Below are 18343 nucleotides of genomic sequence, written 5' to 3' on the forward strand. Positions count from 1 at the left end.
CTACCGGCCGCTCATGAGGTCGTTGAACCGGGTCACCACGCCTACCTCGTCGGGCCGCTGCGCGTCGCGGCGTTGCCGGGCCCGTTCGACGAGCACCTCGACCTCGTCGGTCTCCAGCACCCGGAGGGTCTCGGCGAGGTAGTCGGCCAGGGGCATGGCGCGGGGGTCGGTGAGGTTGACCTCCATCAGCCCGGTCTGCGTGTACGGCGGCGCGATCTCCAGGACCCGCACCGAGCTGCCGCGCAGCCGGTAGCGCAGCGACAGCGTGTACGAGTGCAGTGCGGCCTTGGTCGCGGAGTAGACCGACGACGACGCCAGCGGCGCGTAGCCGAGCATCGAGGTGACCATGACGACGGTCGCCGAAGGCTGCCGGCGCAGGTGGTCGATGAGCGCCGACACCAGGCGGATCGGGCCGAGCAGGTTGGTGGCGACGGTGGCGGTGAGCAGGTCGTCGTCGACAGGCCGGCCGGGGTCGTCGCCGTGCATGACACCGGCGTTGCTGATGACGACGTTGAGCGCGGGGTGTTCGGCGAGCACCTGCGGGATCGCGCGGGCGATGCCGGCGGCGTCCGCGACGTCCATGCACACGGTGCTCATACCGGGGCAGCCTGCGGCGACCTCGTCGAGCGGCGCGGCCCGGCGGCCGGCGATGATGACGTGGTTGCCGCGGCGGTGCAGCTCTTCGGCCAGGCCGCGGCCGATGCCGGAGCCGCCGCCGGTGATCAGGATCGTGTTGCCGGTCAGGTCCATGGGCTGTCTCCCCTGGTGTACGCCGCGTACTGGTCGCGTACGTATTCCTCGAACGTGGTGGGCGGCCGCCGCAGCAGCCAGGTCAGCACATTGGCGTTGCCGACGAAGTCGTGGCTGCTGTAGCGGGCGGTGATCGCGCGCAGCACCCGGACCTGGTGGGTGACCTGCCGCGGGTCGGTGTCGCCGACCCATGCCCGGAGGTAGGTGTCGGCGTCGATCTCGCGGACCTCGACGGGCCGGCCGAGGACCCGGGTGATGATCTCGCCGAGCTCGTACGCGGTGTAGCGGCCCGGCCCGACCAGCTCGTAGGTGGCTCCGGCGTGCCTTTCGCCGTCGGTCAGCACGGTGAATGCCACGTCGGTGACGTCGCCCAGGTCCACCAGCGACTGGCGGCGCTCCAGCGACCAGGACAGCTCGAAGACGCCCCGTTCGAAGACCGGGCGGAGTTTGAGCGGCAGCATGTAGTTGGCGGGTTGGAGGATGGTGAACTCCAGCCCGGCGGAGAGCAGGTGCTCCTCGACGTCCCGTTTGATCTCGTGCTGGACGAGGTCGGTGGTGATCGCGTGCAGCACCGAGCTGAACACGAAGTGCCGTACGCCTTCGGCGCGTGCCGCGTCCACGACGGCGAACCCCATGTCGCGTTCGCGCGGGTGGAGGGTGGGGCCGACGTGGTAGATCCGCTCGACGCCCCGGACGGCCCGGGTCAGGGTCGCCGGCTCGGTGAGGTCGCCGACGACCACGTCCGTGGCGCCGAGGGCGCGCAGCCGCGCGGCGGAGGCTTCGGTCTGGACGCAGGCGCGGACCGGCAGGCCCGCGGCGAGCAGTTTCGGCACGAGCAGGCGGCCCTGGTTGCCGTGGGCGGCGGTGACGAGGATCAACGGTGGCCTTCCTACTTGACCCGGTCGCCGGCGATCCATACGCCGCGGACGGCTCGGGTGGCGGCGATGTCGCTGGTCGGGTCGCCGTCGACGAGGACGACGTCGGCTCGGCTGCCGGGGGTGGTCACGCCCCGGTCGCTGAGGCCGAAGGTGTCGGCGGCCAGCGATGTCGCGCCGCGCAGCGCCTCGACGGGGGTCAGCCCGGCGGCGACCAGGCGGGCGAGTTCGTCGTGCAGCGACTGCCCGTACGGGGGCTGGAACGGGGAGCCGTGGCCGCCGTTGGCGTCGGTGCCGACCAGCACGGTCTTGCCGGCCTGCCGGAATGCCGCCACGACCGATTCGGCGTGCCGGTATCTCATCCGCAGTCCTGGCACGACCAGGGACAGCAGCCGCATGTGCAGCCGGCCGCCGATGGCGTGTACGACGCCGTCCATCATCGCCAGGGTCGGGATGATGGTGACGGGCCGCTCGGCGAGCAGTTGCCTGAAGGCGCTGTCCAGGGTGCCGGCCACCGGTGTGTGGGTGAGGACGTCGACGCCGGCGGTGAGCGCGGTGCGCATGGTGTCGATGCTGACCACGTGGGCCACGGTCCGCAGGTCGGCCGCGTGCGCGGCGGTGACCAGGGCCGCGATGGTGTCGGCGCGCAGCGGTCTGGCGCCGGGGATCTGCGGGTCCTCGACGATGATCTTCAGGTAGTCGGACCGCTCGGCGACCCGGTCGGCGACGAAGCGGGCCGCGTCGTCGGGCCCGGTGACGCCGGTCGACGGCGGGAAGCCCATCTTCGTGATGAACATCGAGCCGGGTCCGCTGGCCACCCGGCCCGCGGATCTGAGCGCGGGCAGGCCGGGGCGGTCCTTGAGGTCCATGGTCGCGTCGAGGTTCGGCGCGCCCATGTCCAGCACGGTCGTCACGCCCCAGTCGGCCATCGCGCGCAGCTGGGCTGCCTCGTCGACGTGCGCGTGCGTGTCGATGAAGCCGGGCAGCAGCGTCCCGCCGCCGCCGTCGACGAGGTCGGCTCCGGCCGGGACCGGGCCGGTGCTGATCAGTCCGTCCTGCAGGAGCACGGTGGCGGGGGCGCCGAGCCGTGTTCCGTCGAAGACCCGGACGTTGCTGATGGCTGTGGCGGATGACATGTCCGGGCGCTCGTTTCGTGCGGCGGTCGGCGGGGGTTCACGCGGGGTGGGGGGCGGCGTGGACGCGGCGGTGGAAGGCCGCGCGCAGGTCAGGCACGAGCGCGGCCGCGGCGGCCGGGTCGGCGTGGTCGCGGCGCAGGTTGAGGATGTTGCCGGCCCGCAGCTCGGCGGGCACCTGCTCGCCGCGCGGGGCGATGAGCACGTGGAAGTGCGGGTAGGCCTCACCGAAGACCATGAGGTATGTCGCCGGGGCGCCGGTGACCTCGGTGACCGCCGCGACGACGTCCTGGGCCCGCTGGGCGAACGTGGCGAGCTCGGCGTGGTCGAGGCCGGTGATGCGCTCGGCGTGGCGGCGCACCCGCAGGATGAGCCATCCCGGGACGTCGTATCCGGCGACGACCTCGGCGGCCCACAGGTCGTCGCGGAACACCACCGAACTGTCGTCGGCGTTCTCCTGCGTACACATCAGACAGTCGGCCATGGAGGCTCCTTCGTTGCTGGTGTCGTGCTCGGCGTCGGGGCGCTGCCGGTGTCCGGGCAGCGCCCCGGCGCCGTCGGTCGGGCGCGTCACCGCGGCTGGCGGCGGCGCGGGGGTCAGTGGAAGACTTCGACGGTGGCGTCGGCCGGGATGTCGTCGTTGACCCGGTCGCGGTCGTTGATGTCGCGCCAGATCTCGTAGCCGTGCTCGCGGCAGATCTTGCCGTCGCGCATCTTGAACGCGTGCAGCAGGCGGATGCTGACGGTGGTGCCGACCGGGAACGGGGCGTTGCGGAAGCCGTCGCCGGTGATGGTCCACTCGAAGATGCTGTCGTCGAACACCCACTCCTCGGTCGCGAACCGGTGCAGGTTGGTGATCTTGTGGATGTTCATCGAGCTGAAGATCTTCAGGTACTCCCGCTTGACCTCTTCCACGTCCCGCAGCACCAGGCCGCGGGCCGGGACCTCCCACACGATGTCGTCGGTGTAGACGGAGATGGCCTTGTCGATGCTCTCGACGTTCTCGTTGTGGAAGTGCACGTCGACCGCGGCGAGGTTGGCGGCGATGATCTCGTCGCGGGTGAGGTCGGCTTGAGACGTCATGTGGGTCTCCTAGGGGACGGTGTGTGCTGAAGGTGATGGCGCCGGCTGCGCGCGGCGGCCGCCCGATATTCCCTGCTTACCGCACTTTGCGCCCGGGGACGGCGGAGGCGTCACCGGAACCGGCGGGTCGTCGCTTGTTTCTCCGAGATTACTTGCGATATGTGATAACAGCAATAGGCGCACGGCCGGGACGGCCCTGAAAAGACCTTCAGCGGACGTCGAGAGCTGCGCTGACGATGCTGTCGGCGTCGATCCGGTGGTACCGGTAGACCTCCGCCAGGTCACCGGACTGGCCGAAGCGGGTCACGCCCAGGTGGCTCGCCCGGACCCGGTGGATGCCGGCCAGGAACGCCAGGGCGTGCGGATGTCCGTCCAGGACGGTGACCAGCGGCGCGGCCCGGTCGGCGGGGAAGGCGGCGTCGAGGATCCAGCTCGGGCCGTCGCCGTGCCCAGACCGCGCCTGCGCCGCCTCGAACAGCAGGCCGGGGCTGGTCACACAGACGATGTCGGCCGCGACTCCCACCGCGGCCAGGCGTCCGGCCGCCGCGAGCGCCTCGGGCATCAACGCGCCCATCGCCGCGATCGTGATATCAGGCCTGCCGTCCGCCCGGCGCCACAGGTAGCCGCCTGCGACGACCTGCCGCCGGCGCCGCTCCCGGACCGCCGCGTCGGCCGGCACCTCCGCCAGCGCCTGGTCGACCGGCCGCGACGACAGCCGCAGGTAGGCGCTGCCGCCGTCCGGCCGGCCGAGCCGGGCCAGGCAGGCCAGCAGCGTCCATTCCAGATCGATCGCGAACGCCGGCTCATAGCTGACGCAGCCGGGCTGCTCCAGCCCGATGGACGGCGTCTTGATGGACTGGTGGGCGCCGCCTTCGGCCGCGAGCGTCACCCCGGCCGGGGTGCCGACCAGGATCGACTGGCCCCCGGCGTAGATCCCGAACGACCACGGTTCCAGGGCCCGCTCCACGAACGGGTCGTAGAGCACCCCGACGGGCAGCAGCGGCTCGCCCCACCGGCTCCAGGTGGCCCCGAGCTCGCCCAGCAGGCCGACGAGGTTGCCCTCGGCGATACCGAGCTCGATGTGCTGCCCGGTGGGCCGCTCCCGCCAGTGCAGGATCGTCTCCGGGTCGTCGGCGAACCAGTCGTGCCGGTGGTCGGCCGACCAGACCCCGACCTTGTTGATCCAGCCGCCCAGGTTCGTCGAGGACGCCACGTCCGGTGAGACCGTGACGATCCGGGACGCCGCCCGCGGGGCCTGTCGGGTGAGGTCCAGCAGGGTGCGACCCAGCGCCGCCTGCGTGCTGCCGGTGCCCGTCGGCGTACGGCCGAGGTCGGTCGGGACCGGCGCGGGTGACGCGGCCGGCGCCGGGTCGCGGTGCAGCCGGGCGGCCACCTCGTCGCACAGCCGGCCCGCCGGGGAGGCCGGGTCGAACCGCCGCCACGGCGCCCCGACCGACATGCCGACCCGCTCGGCCAGCGCGTCGAGCTGCGCAAGCGTCAGCATCGAGGAGTGGTTCTGCGGGTGGCCCTCGGTCGACAGCCCGTACCCCTTGATGGTGTACGCGAAGATCACCGTCGGACGGGTGTCGTCGATCGCGTCGAACACCTCACCGAGCGCGCGCAGATCGTGGCCGCCCAGGTTGCGGATCGCGGCGGTGAGCACGGCGTCGTCGAGCGTCGCCAGCAGGCCGTGCAGCGCCTGCCCGTCCGGCCCGCCGCCGGGCAGCCGGTCCCGCAGCTGCGCCGCGGTGCACCGCAGCAGGCGCTGGTACTCGGGGTTGGGCATCTCGTCCAGGCGGCGCCGCAGGGCCTCGCCACCGGGCCGCTCGAACAATCCGGCCAGCACCGTGCCGTACTTGGCCGTCAGCACCTGCCAGCCGGCCGCGGCGAACATGGTCTGCAGCCGGGTCGCCGCGAGGTGCGGCACCACCCGGTCCAGGGACTGGCGGTTGAGGTCGACGATCCAGCAGACCTCGCCCAGGCCGGCCACCATCGGGTCGAGGATCGCCTCCCAGACCGCGCCCTCGTCGAGCTCGGCGTCACCGACCAGCGAGTACTGCCTGCCCGCGCCCGCCGCCGCCCCGGCCGCGTTGACGTATCTGCGGGCCAGCGCGCCCCAGATCGGCGCGGTCGCCCCGATGCCGACCGACCCGGTCGAGTAGTCGACGGGGTCGGGGTCCTTGGACCGGCTGGGGTAGCTCTGCAGGCCGCCGAAGGAGCGCAGCGTGGTCAGATACTCCTCCCCCAGGTCGCCGAGCAGGTAGTTGATCGCGTGCAGCACCGGGGAGGCATGCGGTTTGACCGACACCCGGTCGGCCGCGGTCAGGCGGTCGAACCACAGCGCGGTCATGATCGTCGTCATCGAGGCGCTGGACGCCTGGTGGCCGCCGACCTTCAGCCCGCTCGGATTCGGCCGGACCCGGTTGGCATGGTCGATCATCGCGGTGGACAGCCACAGCACTCGCTGCTCGACCTCGGACAGCACCCTGTGCCGAAGTTGCTCGCCGGTTGTGCTCACCGTCATCGCGTACCCCCTTCGAGGAATTGTTATCATATATAGCGCACCGTTCGAGAGTGCGGCCGTGGACCCTCAGCCTGGTTGAGGCTGATCGCCGTTATAGTTGATGTCGTTGACGTGGACAGCTGAGAGCGAGGCTGCAAGTGGGATCAGCGGCCGTGCGCCCGATCGAGTCCCGGTCCGTAGCCGACCAGGTGATGACGGAGCTGCGCCGCTCCATCCTGTCGGGGGCGCTGGCGCCGGGCCAGGAGTTCTCCCTGCGCGAGCTCGCCGAGATGCTGCAGGTCAGCATCATCCCCATCCGGGAGGCGCTGCGCAGCCTGGAAAGCCAGGGGCTGGTGCACATGCGGCCGGGCCGCAGCGCCGCCGTGGCCCCGCTCGACCTCGACGAGTTGCAGAGCATCTACCGGCTGCGCCGCCGGCTCGAACCCGAGATCGCCCAGCGCTCCTGCCGACTGCTGTCGGACGCCGAGCTCGACCGGTTGCAGCGCGAAGCCTCTGAGTTCGGCGACGAGCGGCGCACCATGAACGAGATCTACGAAGCGCACCACGCGTGGCACCTGGCCCTGCTGGCTCCCGCCGCAACGAGCTGGGACCTGCGGATCCTGCTGACACTGGGGCGGGCCGCCGAACGCTACATCCGGATCGGGTTCGGCAGCCTGGATCCCGATCCGCACGAGCACGACCGGCGCGAGCAGGCGCATGTCGACCTGGTCGCGGCGTTCCGCCAGCGCGACCCGGAGATCGCGGCCAGCGCGATGCACCAGCACCTCGCGCACAACGAGCAGATCGCGCTGCTGGCCCTGCGCAAGGATCACCGCGCTGCCCCGCCGCGCACGGACGCGGGCAGCTGACGTCAGCCCGCATGCGCGGCAGGGCCGTCGGCGGCCCCGCGTACCCGGTCGATCAGGTCGGCGGGCGCCGGCGGGTGGTCGCCGGACCATGCGACGTACTGGTCCGGGCGTACGAGCACCAGGTCGGCCCCGTAGCGCGACCGCAGGTCACGGCCGCTGAGGTCGAGGCGTCGCAGGGGCACCCCCCGGTCCTCGGCCGCCCGCGCGACCAGGTCCGCCCGGCCCGCGGCCGCCTCGGTCAGGACCAGCAGCGTGAACCCCGGCCCCAGCTCGTCGAACAGTGACCGACCACCGAGCCACAGGTGTGCCAGCCGACCGCCGACGGCGGCGTCCCCGCCGGCGACCACCGGCGAGTCCTCGATCCGGATGTCCAGCACCAGCTCCAGCGAGTGGAACTCCGCCCGCTTGGTCGCCTGGATCCGGTCGTCCGCCGCGGCCCTGGCCCGCCGGCCGGCCTCGTCGTCGGCGTCGAGGTTGTCGGCCAGCAGCTCGGTCGAGGTGACGGCCATGTTCGCAGTCGCCTCCCGGATCACCCGCTCCTGGATCGGCCGCCGCTCCTTCTCGTAGCTGTCCAGCAGCGCCGGGCCGCCCCAGCCGTCGAGCACCGCGGCCAGCTTCCAGCCCAGGTCGACCGCGTCGCCGAGCCCGGTGTTGAGCCCGTGCCCGCCGAACGGCGGGTTGAGATGGGCGGCGTCACCGGCCAGGAACACCCGGCCGAGCCACATCCGGTCGACGATCTGCATCCGCGCCGTCCATGGGTCGGTCGACAGCACGGTCGCGTCGACCTCCGCACCGACCGCGGCGGCGATGAGCTGCCGCGCGTCGCGCTCGCCGGTCTCCCGGCCCACGCCGAACGCGATCATCCACCAGGTGCCGTCCCGGTCGATCGGGCCCATCAGCGCAGGCGCCTGCCCGTTGACGATCCAGTAGTGCACCGCGGCACCGTGGCGGACCCGGGCCCACAGGTCGGGGGCGGTGAACACCATCCCGAAGTTGGGCCGCAGCGCGTGCTCACCGTCGTAGACGGCGCCGATCCGCTCCCGCACGGTGCTGCGCGGACCGTCCGCGCCGATCAGGTACTCGGCCGTCACCGTCGTCTCCAGGCCGGCCTCGTCGCGGACGGTCACCCGGACCTCGTCGTCGGTCTGGGCCACGTCCGTGACGCTGCGGCCGGTGACGAGCGTGCAGGACGCGAGCCCGCACACCACGTCGCGCAGCAGCTCCTCCAGCACGTACTGCGGTGCCTGCTGGCCGAGTTCCGGGAAGCGGTCGCCCTCGGCCGCCAGCCCCAGCACCCCGGTGAAGCGCGACAGCTCCCGCCCGACCAGCGAGGTGCAGAACACGACGTCCTGCGTCCAGTCGGTCGACAGCGGCGCCCGGCTGCGCAGCTCGTCGGCGATGCCCCACCGGCGCAGGTGCTCCATCGACCGCACGCTGACCGTCTTGCACCGGGGGCGGGCGTGCGACACCGTCCGGCGCGGCTCGACGACCAGCACCCGGATGCCACGCCGGCCGAGTTCGACGGCGGCGGCGAGCCCGACCGGCCCGCCGCCGGCCACGATGACCTGTGTATCCGGCATCAGGCTAGTGTCCCCGGGTCTGCCAGAACACGCACTCCTCGGCGAACGCCAGCTGCCGCAGGTGCAGCGCGTGCCCGAGGGTGTGGTGGTCGATGCTGTGCCCGACGCCGCGGGCGATGCTCGCGTCGACGAAGGGGGCGGCGGTGAGCAGTTCGGCGAACCTCGCGACGTTGTCGGGGGTGCTGTCCCACAGCGCGTCGTGTTCGGCGAGCGCGTTGTGGACCGGCACGTCGATCCGGGGAGCGAGGCCGGGCAGGATGTCGTCGGCCCACTGCGGGGCGGCGATGAGCTCCCGCACCGGCACCGGGGCGTACGCCCCGTGGGCCTGCTCGACGCCGTCGGCGCTGAACGTGCCCGCCGGGCCGAACATCACCAGGTCCCGCTGGTCGTAGGGCAGGTCGATGGTCGCGTCGGCTGGCAGCGAGGCCAGCGCCTCGGCGGCGCCGCCACGGCGGATGACCGCGCCCATGCCGGTGACCGAGGCGCCGATCAGCCGGAAGTCGTTGTGCCGTCCGGCGATCATGAGGGCGATCATCCCGCCGATCGAGTGCCCCACCAGCAGGACCGGCCGGTCGCCGGCCGCCTGGCCGATCGCCTCGTTGAGCAGCCGGGCGTGCCGTTCGAAGGTGTTGGCCTGCGGTTCGAGGGCGGTGCTGCCGCCGTAGCCGGGACGGTCGAAGCTCACCACCTGGTATCCGGCGGCCGCGGCCAGGTCCATGAACGAGCCCTGGCCGGAGCCGGCCACGTCGAAGTATCTGGCCGAGTAGGTGCCACCGTGCAGGGCCGCGATGAGCGGCTTGCCGGCAGCTGACCGGCCCTTGGTCAGGGCCGTGATCGTCAGGCCGTCCACGGTGAATCGAATGTCGTCGGGTGCTTGCGCCATCGGGGCCTCCTCGTGGGATTTCAGGGATCTATCGCTGCGGTGCCACGAACCGGTGCCGCATCCGGCCGATCGTCTCGACCCAGGTGACCAGCTCGTCGCCTGCTTGCAGCAGCTCCTTCGGCTGGCGGGCCCAGCCGATGCCGCTCGGGGTGCCGGTGAAGATCAGGTCACCGGGCAGCAGCGGCAGGACGGCGGACAGGTACTCCACCAGCTGCGGGATGGAGAAGATCATGTCGGCGGTACGGGCCTTCTGCATCTGCCTGCCGTTGACCTGGCAGCCCAGTTCGAGGTCGCCCGGATCGGCGAACTCGTCCAGCGTCACCAGCGCCGGGCCGATCGGGGCGAAGCCGCGGTAGGACTTGCCCAGGTTGAACTGCTGCGGGGCCGACCCGGCGAACTGCAGCTCCCGCTCGGACAGGTCCTGGCCGGCCGTGAAACCCGCGATGTGGTCCCAGGCGTCGGCGGCCGCGACGTGCTCCGCGCGCCGGCCGATCACCGCGACCAGTTCGGCCTCGAAGTCCACCGAGCCGGCAGGCCGTTCGATGTCGCCGTTGGGGCCGGTGACCGAGGCCGGGAACTTCGTGAACACCACCGGGCGGTCGGGCAGCGCCAGCCCCGCCTCGGCGGCGTGATCACGGTAGTTGAGGCCGATCGCGAACACCTGCGCCGGCCTCGGCACGGGCGCCTCCAGCCGCGCAGGGTCGACGGCCAGCGTGGCCGGCCCCGCGAAGCCGCGGGCCCAGCCGGCGAACTCGTCCCACCGCTCGTAGACGGCCTGCGGGCTGCTGGTGAACCGGCCTTCGCTGGCGGTCTCGACGTCGACCGCGCCGTCGGCGCCGACGCCGAGCGCCAGTCGGCCGGCCAGGTTGTAAACGCGCACGCGCTCCTCCAGTGCTCTGAGCAGTGCTGTTCTGGCGAGCCCTGCGCGCTCACGCTATCCGCTATATGTGATAACAGCAACCCTCGGCGGCAACATGCCCACAACACAGCCGACTTCAGGACGCCGAGCGAGCGGTTCGGGTCGCCGTCCGCGGGACCGCGCCGCAGTCCTACGGAGTTCATCGACGAGTAACTCAGAGCAGTTGAACAACCGCGCAGCGCCATGCGAAGCTTCGCCGCATGCCGGACACTCCACTGCCGACCGTGCGGTTCCCGTTCGTACAGCCCGACGGCGACGCGCTGCTGCCCGCCCCGGTGCCGTGCCTGGACCGGATAGGGCAGGTCACCCTGCCCACCGGTCGGCAGGCGTGGCTGGTCACGCGGCACGACGACGTACGCCAGCTGCTGCGCAGCCCGGACTTCTCCAGCGACTTCAGCCGGCCGGGATTCCCGCTGCTGCGGGAGGCGCCGCTGATGGACAAGAGCCGCCAGGCCGGCTTCTTCATCGGGATGGACGCCCCCGACCACACGGTGTTCCGCCGCATGCTGACACCCGAGTTCATGATCAAGGCGATGCGGCGGCTGGAGCCCCTGATCCAGCAGACGATCGTCGAGGCGATCGAGTCGATGCGGGCCGCCGGGCCGCCGGCCGATCTCGTCGAGCGGTTCGCGCTGCCCGTGCCCTCGATGATCATCTGCCACCTGCTGGGCGTCCCCTACACCGACCACGCGTTCTTCCAGCAGCTCAGCCAGACCATGCTCGACCGGCAGGCCGCCCTCGCGCAGATCCGGGCCGCGGGCGACGAGCTGCGCGCCTACCTGACCGACCTCGTCGCGGCCAAGCTGCGCCAGGGCGGCTCGGACGACCTCGTCGGGCGGCTCGCGACCGAGCGGGTCGCCACCGGTGAGATCACCGCCGAGGACCTCGTCGGCCTGTCCATGCTGCTGCTCGTCGCCGGGCACGAGACCACCGCCAACATGATCAGCCTCGGCACGCTGGTGCTGCTGCGCCACCCCGACCAGTTCGCGCGGCTGCGCGAACGGCCCGAACTGATCGAAGGCGGCGTCGAGGAGCTGCTGCGATACCTCACCATCATCCGGACCGGCCTCGGCCGGGTCGCCACGGCCGACACCGAGCTCGGCGGCCACCGGATCCGGGCCGGTGACGGCGTGATCGCACTGCTGTCGGCCGCCAACCGCGACCCGGCGGCGTTCGAGCGGCCCGACGAGTTCGACCTGTACCGTGCCGCCCACTCGCACCTGGCCTTCGGCTTCGGCGTCCACCAGTGCATCGGGCAGCCGCTGGCCCGCATCGAGCTGCGTATCGCCTTCGCCGAGCTCACCGCCCGGCTGCCCGGACTCGCCCTGGCCGCCGACCCGGCCGAGCTCCAGTTCCGCAGCTCCACCGTCTTCGGCGTCGAGCGGATGCCGGTGAGCTGGTGAGCCGAGACCCGGGCTGATCTTCCCGGTGACCCGCGGCGCCTCCGGTCCGGCCGGGCGCCACTACTGTGTCGGCATGGCTCGGATTGTGGTGGCGTCGATGCCGTTCGCCGGTCACGTGGGCGCGATGACCGCGGTCGCCGGTGAGCTGGCGGGTCGCGGTCACGAGGTGCTGGCCTACACCGGCGCGAAGTACGCGCAGCGGTTCGCCGCGGTGGGCGCGCGGTGGCTGCCGTGGCAGCAGGCCACCGACTTCGACGACAGCGATCTCGCGGCCACGTTCCCTCCGGTCGGCGACGGCAAAGGCCTGCGCGGCGGTATGGCCAACGTCGAGCACGTGCTCCTGGGCACCGGGGCCGGGCAGGCCGCCGACCTGCTCGCCGAGGCCTCGCGCGAACCGGTCGACCTGTTCGTGACCGATCACCTGGCATTCGGCGTCGCGCTGGCCGGGGAGACCCTCGGGCTGCCGTGGGCCTCGGTGGCGGTGACGCCGCTGCCGCTGGAGAGCCGGGAACTGCCTCCGCCCGGGTTCCCGGCCCTGCCCGCCAGGGGTCCGCTCGGGCGGGTCCGCGACCGGGCCCTGCGCTCGGTGCTGCACGCGGTGGCCGCCCGGGTCGTCGACCCGATGCTGAACCGGATGCGGGCCGCCGCCGGACTGCCCGCATCCACGGGCGGGATGGACAGCCTGCTCTCGCCGCATCTGGTGCTGGCGCAGGGCGTGCCCGGACTGGACTATCCGCGCGGCGATCTGCCGCCGCACGTCCACTTCGTCGGCCGGCTCGCCGTCGCGGCCTCCCCGCAGGAACTCCCGGCGTGGTGGCCCGAGGTCGTCGCGGCGCGCGCCGACGGCATACCGGTGGTGCACGTGACCCAGGGGACGCTCGACGTCGACTTCACCGACCTGCTGAAACCGGCGATCGCCGGGCTCGCCGGCGAGCGGGTGCTCGTGGTGTGCACGACCGGCGGCGCTCCGGTCGACGCGCTCGGGCCGGTGCCGGACAACGTCCGCGCGGCCCGGTTCCTGCCGCATGACCAGCTGCTGCCGCTCACCGACGTGATGGTCACCAACGGCGGCTGGAACGGGGTGCTGGCCGCGGTGCAGGCGGGTGTGCCGCTCGTGGTCGCGGGCGCGTCGCTGGACAAGCCCGAGGTCGCCCGGCGGGTCGCCTGGTCCGGGGTCGGCCGGAACCTGCACACGGGCAGGCCGGGAGCCGCCCGGGTCCGCCGCGCGGTGCGGCACCTGCTGGAGCGGCCCGAGCACGCCCGGCGCAGCAGGGAGCTGGGGGCGAAGCTGGCCGCGGCCGGTGGCGCGAGCACGGCGGGCGACCTGCTGGAAGAGCTGATCGCCGCCTGAGCCCGGCGCACGTCCGGGTCGAGGTGCTCGGGCTGCCGGTCGTCGTAGGTCCCGCATACGATCCGCCGATGATCGACGAGAGATTCGAGCTGCCGGGCACGGCCGAGGAGCGCCAGGTGGTCGAGGCGTTCCTGGAGTTCCAGCGCAACGCGCTGGTGCGCAAGTGCGACGGCCTGGACGACCGGCAGTTCCGCAGGCGGTCGGTGCCGACCTCCCGGCTGTCCCTGGCCGGGCTCGTGCGGCACCTGGCCGCCGTCGAGCGGTGGTATTTCCAGGCGGTCATCGCCGACGCGTTCCCAGGCTCGCTGTTCGCGACGTCCACTGCCGACTTCGACGACATCGAGGCCGCGACCCGGGACGACACGTTCGGCATCTGGCGGGCGGAGGTCGAGGTGTCCCGCCGCATCGCCGCCGAGCGGTCGCTGGAGGTGGTCGGCCGGCACCCGGACACCGGTCAGGAGCACTCGCTGCGCTGGGTCTTCCACCACATGATCGACGAGTACGCGCGGCATCTCGGCCACGCCGACATGCTGCGCGAGGCGGTGGACGGTCAGACCGGGGAGTAGGCGCCCTGGCCTCGCGGGTCTGCTCCGGACAGGCCTCAGGCCGGGCTGGGCCGGCCCGGGTCGGTGGCCAGTTTCACCGCGATGAGGCCCAGCATCGAACCGGTGACGTACCGCTGGATCCGCAGCCAGCTCGGGCGGCGGGAGAGGAACCCCGCGATCGTCCCCGCCATGAGCACCAGCGCCGAGTTCACCGTGAGACTGACGCACATCTGCACGGTGCCCAGCTGGAGGCTCTGCAGCAGCAGGTGGCCGGCCCGGACGTCGATGAACTGGGGAAGCAGCGAGGCGTACATGACTGCGGCCTTCGGGTTGAGCAGGTTGGTGACCAGGCCCATCAGGAACAGCCGGTACGGCGGATGCGGCGGCAGTTCCACCGGGGCGAACACGGAGGTGCCGCCCGGCCGGACCGCCTGCCACGCCAGGTACCCGAGGTAGGCGGCGCCGGCGATCTTCACGCCGAGGTAGAGCTCCGGGACGGCCGTGAACAGCGCCGACAGCCCGAGCGCGGTGGCGACGATGTAGACGACGAAGCCGACCGCGACGCCGGCGAGGGAGATCAGGCCCGCGCGGCGCCCCTGGCCGATGCTGCGGGACACGACGTACATCATGTTCGGGCCGGGAGTGAGCACCATGCCGAGCGCCACCGTGGCGACTCCGAGCGCCGCAGCAAGACTGATCATGAGGCGATCCTGTCAGGCGGGCGGCGGCCGTGTCGAAGGCCAATCGCCAGGAGGTGGCCGCATCACCGGCTTCGACCATCTTGATTTCGGGCAACCGGCGGTATCTCATGGCGGGGCGACCGCCCAGATCGGACGGCCGCCCCTCAGGAGGATGCGATGCTCGCACGGCTCGGTCGGACTGTCGCCCGGTGGCGGTACGCCGTGCTCGCCGTCTGGGCCGTGATCGCCCTGAGCGGCGCGGTCCTCGGCGGCGGCGTCTACGACCGGACCCAGTCGCTGGACGGGTTGCGCCCGGACGCGGAGTCGTCCAGGGCCCAGACCCGCATCGACGAGCTGACCCCGACGGGCGAGCAGCTGGTGGCGGTGGTCTCCGGCCGGGACTTCTTCGCCACCGACCTGGTCAGCCAGGCCAGCCGCATCATGTACGAGGTCCGGGCGATCCCCGGCGTCGTGAAGGTCACCGACGCGTACACCGCGGGCTCCGGCCAGATCTCATCGGACAACCAGAGCTCGCTGGTCGTCGTCGAGCTGTCGCCCGAACTGGGCGACGACGAGGCCTTGGCCGTGGCCGACCGGGTGGCCGCCGCGCTGCACCGCATCGACGCGCCCCGCGTGCTGGTCGGCGGCAAGCTGCTCGCCGAGCGTGACTTCGGCGACCAGGCGATCGCCGATGCCGCGTTCGGGGAGTCGGTCGCGCTGATCGTGCTGTGCGGGGTGCTCGTGCTCATCGTCGGCGGGCTGGTCGCGAGCAGCCTGCCGCTGGGTACGGCGCTGGCCACCGTCGCGGGCACGCTGCTGGCGCTGACCGGCCTGGCTAGTGCGGTCCCGGTCAGCGAGTACACGGTCAACGTGGTCACGCTGCTCGGCCTGGGGCTGGCGGTCGACTACAGCCTGCTGATCCTGGCCCGGTTCCGCGAGGAGCGGGCGGCCGATCCCGGTGCGCCGGTGCCGGAGCTGCTGGCGCGGACGGTGTCCACGGCCGGGCGGGCGGTGCTGGTCGCGGGGCTCGCGGTGGGGGTGGCGCTGTCGGGCCTGTTCGTGTTCGCGGAGCCGCTGCTGGCCGCGATGGCGCTGGGCGGCGCGCTGGTGGTCGTGCTGGCCGGTGCGGCCGGGCTGACCCTGGTGCCCGCGCTGATCGCGGTGGCGCACCGGCGGATCCCGGCGCCGGGGACGCGGACCTGGGTGTGGCGGCGGCCCGCCCGGCGCGGCCCCGGGCTGCTGGCGCGGTCGGCCGCGTTCGCGCAGCGCCGGCCTGCCGTGGTCGCCCTGGCGGTGACCGCGGGCCTGCTCGCGCTGAGCGTGCCGCTGCTGCACGTGAACCTCGCCGACTCCGATGCCCGGTCGCTGCCCGCGGGCAGCGAGGCCCGGCTGGCGTACGAGGCGGTCCAGCGCGACTTCGCGGCGAAGTACCCCCAGCCGGTGCCCGTGGTGATCGACGCCGCCGCCGACGCGCCCGGGGTCCGGGAGCTGCTGGACCGGATGCGCGCCCTGCCCGGGGTGACCGATGTGGACCTGCGCGAGCACGTGCCGGCCCAGGCCGTCATCGCCGAGGTGGAGACGGCCGGCCCGGCCGCGGCAGAGCACGTCCAGCGGCTGGTGCGCGAGCTGCGGGCGCTGGACACGCCGGTGCCCGTGCTGGTGGCGGGCCCGGCCGCGGAGCTCGTCGACGCCAAGGACGCCATGGCCGAGCGGCTGCCGGTGGCGCTGGCGGTGGTCGTCGCCGCGACCGCGCTGCTGCTGTTCCTGCTCACCGGTTCGGTGGTCGCGTCGGTGAAGGCGCTGCTGATGAACCTGCTCACGATGCTGGCGACGCTGGGGGTGCTGGTCGCGGTGTTCCAGTGGGGTTGGGGCTCGGCGCTGCTGGGGTTCGAGCCCTGGGGGGCGCTGGACCTGACGACGCCGCTGCTGCTGTTCGTGTTCGTCTTCGGCCTGTCCATGGACTACGAGGTGTTCCTGCTGGCCCGGATCAGGGAGGAGTGGTCCCGGCGGACCGGCGACGACCGCGGTGCCAACGACCGTGCGGTGCTGGCCGGGATCGTCGCGACGGGGCCGGTGGTGACCGCGGCGGCGGTGTCGATCGGCGTGGTGTTCCTCGGCTTCGCGCTGGGGCAGCTGGTCGCGGTCAAGGAGATCGGCGTGGGCATGGCCGTGGCCGTGCTGCTCGACGTCGTCGTGGTGCGCGGGCTGCTGCTGCCCTCGGTGATGTCCCTGCTCGGCCGGGCCAACTGGTGGCCTTCCCGCAGCGTCGCGGCCGGCACGCGCGGGCGTCCGCCCGTGCCGGAGGTCATCCCGGCGCCGGTGCCGAAGCTGCGGCGTTGACCTGCGTGTACGAGGGAAGGCCGGTCGCGATCGGAAGGCCGTCCCGGACGGCCTCGGCGGTCCGCACCGCCGCCGCCAGCGCGGCCCGGAACAGCAGCGAACCGGTGCTGATCCGGCGTACGCCGAGGTCGGCCAGTTCGGCGACGGTGTGCCTGCCGGGCAGGAACAGGATGTTGACCGGGAGGTCGACCGCCGCCACGACGGCGGCGATGTCCGCGGGTTCGGACAGACCCGGGACGAACACCCCGTCGGCACCGGCGTCGGCGTAGCGCCGTACCCGGTGCAGCGTCTCCCTCAGGTCGCCGGGCCGCTGCCAGTGGGTGTCGGTGCGGGCGTTGACGAACAACCCCGGCACCTGCTGCTTGACCGCGCTGATCAGAGCCGCGTGGGCCGCGGCCGGGCCCATGGCGTCCTCCATGTTGACGCCGACGGCCCCGGATGCCGCCACGGCCGCCGCGGCTTCGACCGAGCCGGTCTCGATGTCGGCGGTGAGGCACACCGGCAGCGTCGCCAGTGCCCTGATCAGGCGCAGCGTCTCGGCGGCGGTGGCGCCCAGGCCGTCGGGCAGGCCGCTCGCGGCCGCGACGCCGAGGCTGGTCGTGCCGAGCGCCGGGAAACCGGCGTCGGCCAGGCTGCGCGCGGACGCGACGTCCCACACGTTCGGCAGCACGAGCGGGTCACCGGCGCGGTGCAGTGCGGCGAAGTCCCTCATGCCGCCGCCTCCTCGGCCCGGCTCGCCTCGACGAGGGCCAGGGCATGGGCACGGCCGGGGCAGCGGCGCGGCCCGGCGCCGAACGCCAGCTCGCCGGACAGCCGCACCTGCACCACCTCGCCCGCTTCGATGGTGAGCTCGCCGACCGTCGTCGTGACGAGGGCACACCGCCTGGTCGCGGGGACAGGCGGCTGGTCGCGCAGCACGTCCTCGACCGGGTGCCGGCGCGCCTTGTCGATCAGGTCGGCGGTGGCGGCGCAGGCCTGGACGAGCACTCCGATCCGGGCCGCGGTCGGCTCGTCGTACCGGCCGCCGAACACCGCGACCAGCGCGCCGACGGCCGCGTCGGCGCGCCCGTCGTCGCCGCTGCCCGGCTGGTAGGCCTGCGCGACGTCGCGCACCAGGCCGACGACGTCGTCCTGGACGCCCATGGCGCGTGCCAGTGCTTGCACCGGATGCGTCGAACCGGAGGTGCGCAGGGCGGCCAGCGGGATGGCGGCCAGGACCGCGACCGACAGCGCCCGGCGGCGCTCGTACGCCGGTCCGCTGCTGAACCGGCCGACCGTGGCGCGCAGCCACGCCACCCCGGCCTGCGCCGCCGGGACCGGCGGCACCGCGAACAGGGGGTCGTTCAGTACGGCGAGAACGGCGTCAGGGCCGTGGATCGTCTGCATACGGCAAACGCTACGGCCGCGACAGTTCGGTGACGGCCGAACG

The 18343-nt window shown here is 72.9% G+C and carries 17 protein-coding genes; 5 read left to right on the forward strand and 12 right to left on the reverse strand.

All coding sequences use genetic code 11. The features are described 5' to 3' along the window. From Cs7R123_RS21985 to Cs7R123_RS22010, 6 genes are all read right to left on the reverse strand, one after another. Positions 1-750: an SDR family oxidoreductase gene (locus Cs7R123_RS21985; RefSeq protein WP_212829598.1), complete on the reverse strand. Its 750-nt coding sequence runs from the start codon at positions 748-750 to the stop codon at positions 1-3. Continuing rightward, the gene (locus Cs7R123_RS21990; RefSeq protein ID WP_212829599.1) at positions 741-1628 is read right to left on the reverse strand and encodes an SDR family oxidoreductase; all 888 of its coding nucleotides are present in this window, start codon (positions 1626-1628) and stop codon (positions 741-743) included. The genes Cs7R123_RS21985 and Cs7R123_RS21990 overlap by 10 nt, the downstream gene beginning before the upstream one ends. An 11-nt stretch (positions 1629-1639) precedes the next feature. Next, complete coding sequence (locus Cs7R123_RS21995) at positions 1640-2761, reverse strand: amidohydrolase family protein (RefSeq protein ID WP_212829600.1); 1122 nt, start codon at positions 2759-2761, stop codon at positions 1640-1642. Between the two features lie 37 nt (positions 2762-2798). Next, on the reverse strand, positions 2799-3332 hold the full coding sequence (locus Cs7R123_RS22000; RefSeq protein WP_212829601.1) for a hypothetical protein: 534 nt from the start codon (positions 3330-3332) through the stop codon (positions 2799-2801). A 23-nt stretch (positions 3333-3355) separates the two neighbouring features. Next, complete coding sequence (locus tag Cs7R123_RS22005) at positions 3356-3841, reverse strand: nuclear transport factor 2 family protein (protein ID WP_212829602.1); 486 nt, start codon at positions 3839-3841, stop codon at positions 3356-3358. Positions 3842-4049: 208 nt separating this feature from the next. Continuing rightward, a complete protein-coding gene (locus tag Cs7R123_RS22010; RefSeq protein WP_212829603.1) occupies positions 4050-6365 on the reverse strand; it encodes a pyruvate dehydrogenase in 2316 nt (771 codons plus the stop codon). Positions 6366-6517: 152 nt separating this feature from the next. On the opposite strand from Cs7R123_RS22010, the gene Cs7R123_RS22015 reads away from it, so the two are divergent. Then, on the forward strand, positions 6518-7213 hold the full coding sequence (locus Cs7R123_RS22015; RefSeq protein WP_212829604.1) for a GntR family transcriptional regulator: 696 nt from the start codon (positions 6518-6520) through the stop codon (positions 7211-7213). A gap of 2 nt (positions 7214-7215) precedes the next feature. On the opposite strand, the gene Cs7R123_RS22020 is transcribed toward Cs7R123_RS22015, so the two are convergent. The 3 genes from Cs7R123_RS22020 to Cs7R123_RS22030 are packed head-to-tail and all read right to left on the reverse strand — an operon-like array spanning position 7216 to position 10556. Beyond that, complete coding sequence (locus Cs7R123_RS22020) at positions 7216-8793, reverse strand: FAD-dependent monooxygenase (protein WP_212829605.1); 1578 nt, start codon at positions 8791-8793, stop codon at positions 7216-7218. A 4-nt stretch (positions 8794-8797) separates the two neighbouring features. After that, positions 8798-9676, reverse strand: a complete 879-nt coding sequence (locus Cs7R123_RS22025; RefSeq protein ID WP_212829606.1) for an alpha/beta hydrolase — start codon at positions 9674-9676, stop codon at positions 8798-8800. 28 nt (positions 9677-9704) lie between these two features. Next, positions 9705-10556 (reverse strand): fumarylacetoacetate hydrolase family protein, encoded by an 852-nt coding sequence (locus Cs7R123_RS22030; protein WP_212829607.1) that lies wholly within the window; start codon positions 10554-10556, stop codon positions 9705-9707. Between the two features lie 239 nt (positions 10557-10795). Between Cs7R123_RS22030 and Cs7R123_RS22035 the strand changes: the two genes are divergently transcribed. The 3 genes from Cs7R123_RS22035 to Cs7R123_RS22045 all read left to right on the forward strand — a co-directional run bounded on the left by Cs7R123_RS22035 (position 10796) and on the right by Cs7R123_RS22045 (position 13915). After that, the gene (locus tag Cs7R123_RS22035; protein ID WP_212829608.1) at positions 10796-11998 is read left to right on the forward strand and encodes a cytochrome P450; all 1203 of its coding nucleotides are present in this window, start codon (positions 10796-10798) and stop codon (positions 11996-11998) included. 73 nt (positions 11999-12071) lie between these two features. Further along, entirely contained in the window at positions 12072-13349 is a 1278-nt protein-coding gene (locus Cs7R123_RS22040) for a glycosyltransferase (RefSeq protein WP_212829609.1), read from the forward strand. Between the two features lie 68 nt (positions 13350-13417). Then, a complete protein-coding gene (locus Cs7R123_RS22045; protein WP_212829610.1) occupies positions 13418-13915 on the forward strand; it encodes a DinB family protein in 498 nt (165 codons plus the stop codon). A gap of 35 nt (positions 13916-13950) precedes the next feature. Here the strand turns inward: Cs7R123_RS22045 and Cs7R123_RS22050 are convergent, their stop codons facing one another. Next, complete coding sequence (locus tag Cs7R123_RS22050; RefSeq protein ID WP_212829611.1) at positions 13951-14595, reverse strand: LysE family translocator; 645 nt, start codon at positions 14593-14595, stop codon at positions 13951-13953. 156 nt (positions 14596-14751) lie between these two features. On the opposite strand from Cs7R123_RS22050, the gene Cs7R123_RS22055 reads away from it, so the two are divergent. Then, the gene (locus Cs7R123_RS22055; RefSeq protein ID WP_212829612.1) at positions 14752-16914 is read left to right on the forward strand and encodes an MMPL family transporter; all 2163 of its coding nucleotides are present in this window, start codon (positions 14752-14754) and stop codon (positions 16912-16914) included. Here Cs7R123_RS22055 and Cs7R123_RS22060 read toward each other — a convergent pair. Both Cs7R123_RS22060 and Cs7R123_RS22065 read right to left on the reverse strand, forming a co-directional pair. Further along, complete coding sequence (locus tag Cs7R123_RS22060; protein WP_212829613.1) at positions 16880-17626, reverse strand: isocitrate lyase/phosphoenolpyruvate mutase family protein; 747 nt, start codon at positions 17624-17626, stop codon at positions 16880-16882. The two genes, Cs7R123_RS22055 and Cs7R123_RS22060, sit on opposite strands and share 35 nt — an antisense overlap. Further along, on the reverse strand, positions 17623-18300 hold the full coding sequence (locus Cs7R123_RS22065; RefSeq protein WP_212829614.1) for a hypothetical protein: 678 nt from the start codon (positions 18298-18300) through the stop codon (positions 17623-17625). Before Cs7R123_RS22065 ends, Cs7R123_RS22060 begins: the two co-directional genes overlap by 4 nt. Between the last annotated feature and the right edge of the window lie 43 nt (positions 18301-18343).

The organism is Catellatospora sp. TT07R-123 (assembly GCF_018327705.1).
GTDB lineage: Bacteria > Actinomycetota > Actinomycetes > Mycobacteriales > Micromonosporaceae > Catellatospora.

Bases quoted from the DNA above. Each gene is read 5' to 3' on its own strand.
- Cs7R123_RS22045 (WP_212829610.1), top strand. From the start codon at position 13,418: ATGATCGACGAGAGATTCGAGCTGCCGGGCACGGCCGAGGAGCGCCAG.
- Cs7R123_RS22050 (WP_212829611.1), bottom strand. From the start codon at position 14,595: ATGATCAGTCTTGCTGCGGCGCTCGGAGTCGCCACGGTGGCGCTCGGC.
- Cs7R123_RS22060 (WP_212829613.1), bottom strand. From the start codon at position 17,626: ATGAGGGACTTCGCCGCACTGCACCGCGCCGGTGACCCGCTCGTGCTG.
- Cs7R123_RS22035 (WP_212829608.1), top strand. From the start codon at position 10,796: ATGCCGGACACTCCACTGCCGACCGTGCGGTTCCCGTTCGTACAGCCC.
- Cs7R123_RS22055 (WP_212829612.1), top strand. From the start codon at position 14,752: ATGCTCGCACGGCTCGGTCGGACTGTCGCCCGGTGGCGGTACGCCGTG.
- Cs7R123_RS21995 (WP_212829600.1), bottom strand. From the start codon at position 2,761: ATGTCATCCGCCACAGCCATCAGCAACGTCCGGGTCTTCGACGGAACA.
- Cs7R123_RS22005 (WP_212829602.1), bottom strand. From the start codon at position 3,841: ATGACGTCTCAAGCCGACCTCACCCGCGACGAGATCATCGCCGCCAAC.
- Cs7R123_RS22040 (WP_212829609.1), top strand. From the start codon at position 12,072: ATGGCTCGGATTGTGGTGGCGTCGATGCCGTTCGCCGGTCACGTGGGC.
- Cs7R123_RS22025 (WP_212829606.1), bottom strand. From the start codon at position 9,676: ATGGCGCAAGCACCCGACGACATTCGATTCACCGTGGACGGCCTGACG.
- Cs7R123_RS22020 (WP_212829605.1), bottom strand. From the start codon at position 8,793: ATGCCGGATACACAGGTCATCGTGGCCGGCGGCGGGCCGGTCGGGCTC.
- Cs7R123_RS21985 (WP_212829598.1), bottom strand. From the start codon at position 750: ATGGACCTGACCGGCAACACGATCCTGATCACCGGCGGCGGCTCCGGC.
- Cs7R123_RS22010 (WP_212829603.1), bottom strand. From the start codon at position 6,365: ATGACGGTGAGCACAACCGGCGAGCAACTTCGGCACAGGGTGCTGTCC.
- Cs7R123_RS22065 (WP_212829614.1), bottom strand. From the start codon at position 18,300: ATGCAGACGATCCACGGCCCTGACGCCGTTCTCGCCGTACTGAACGAC.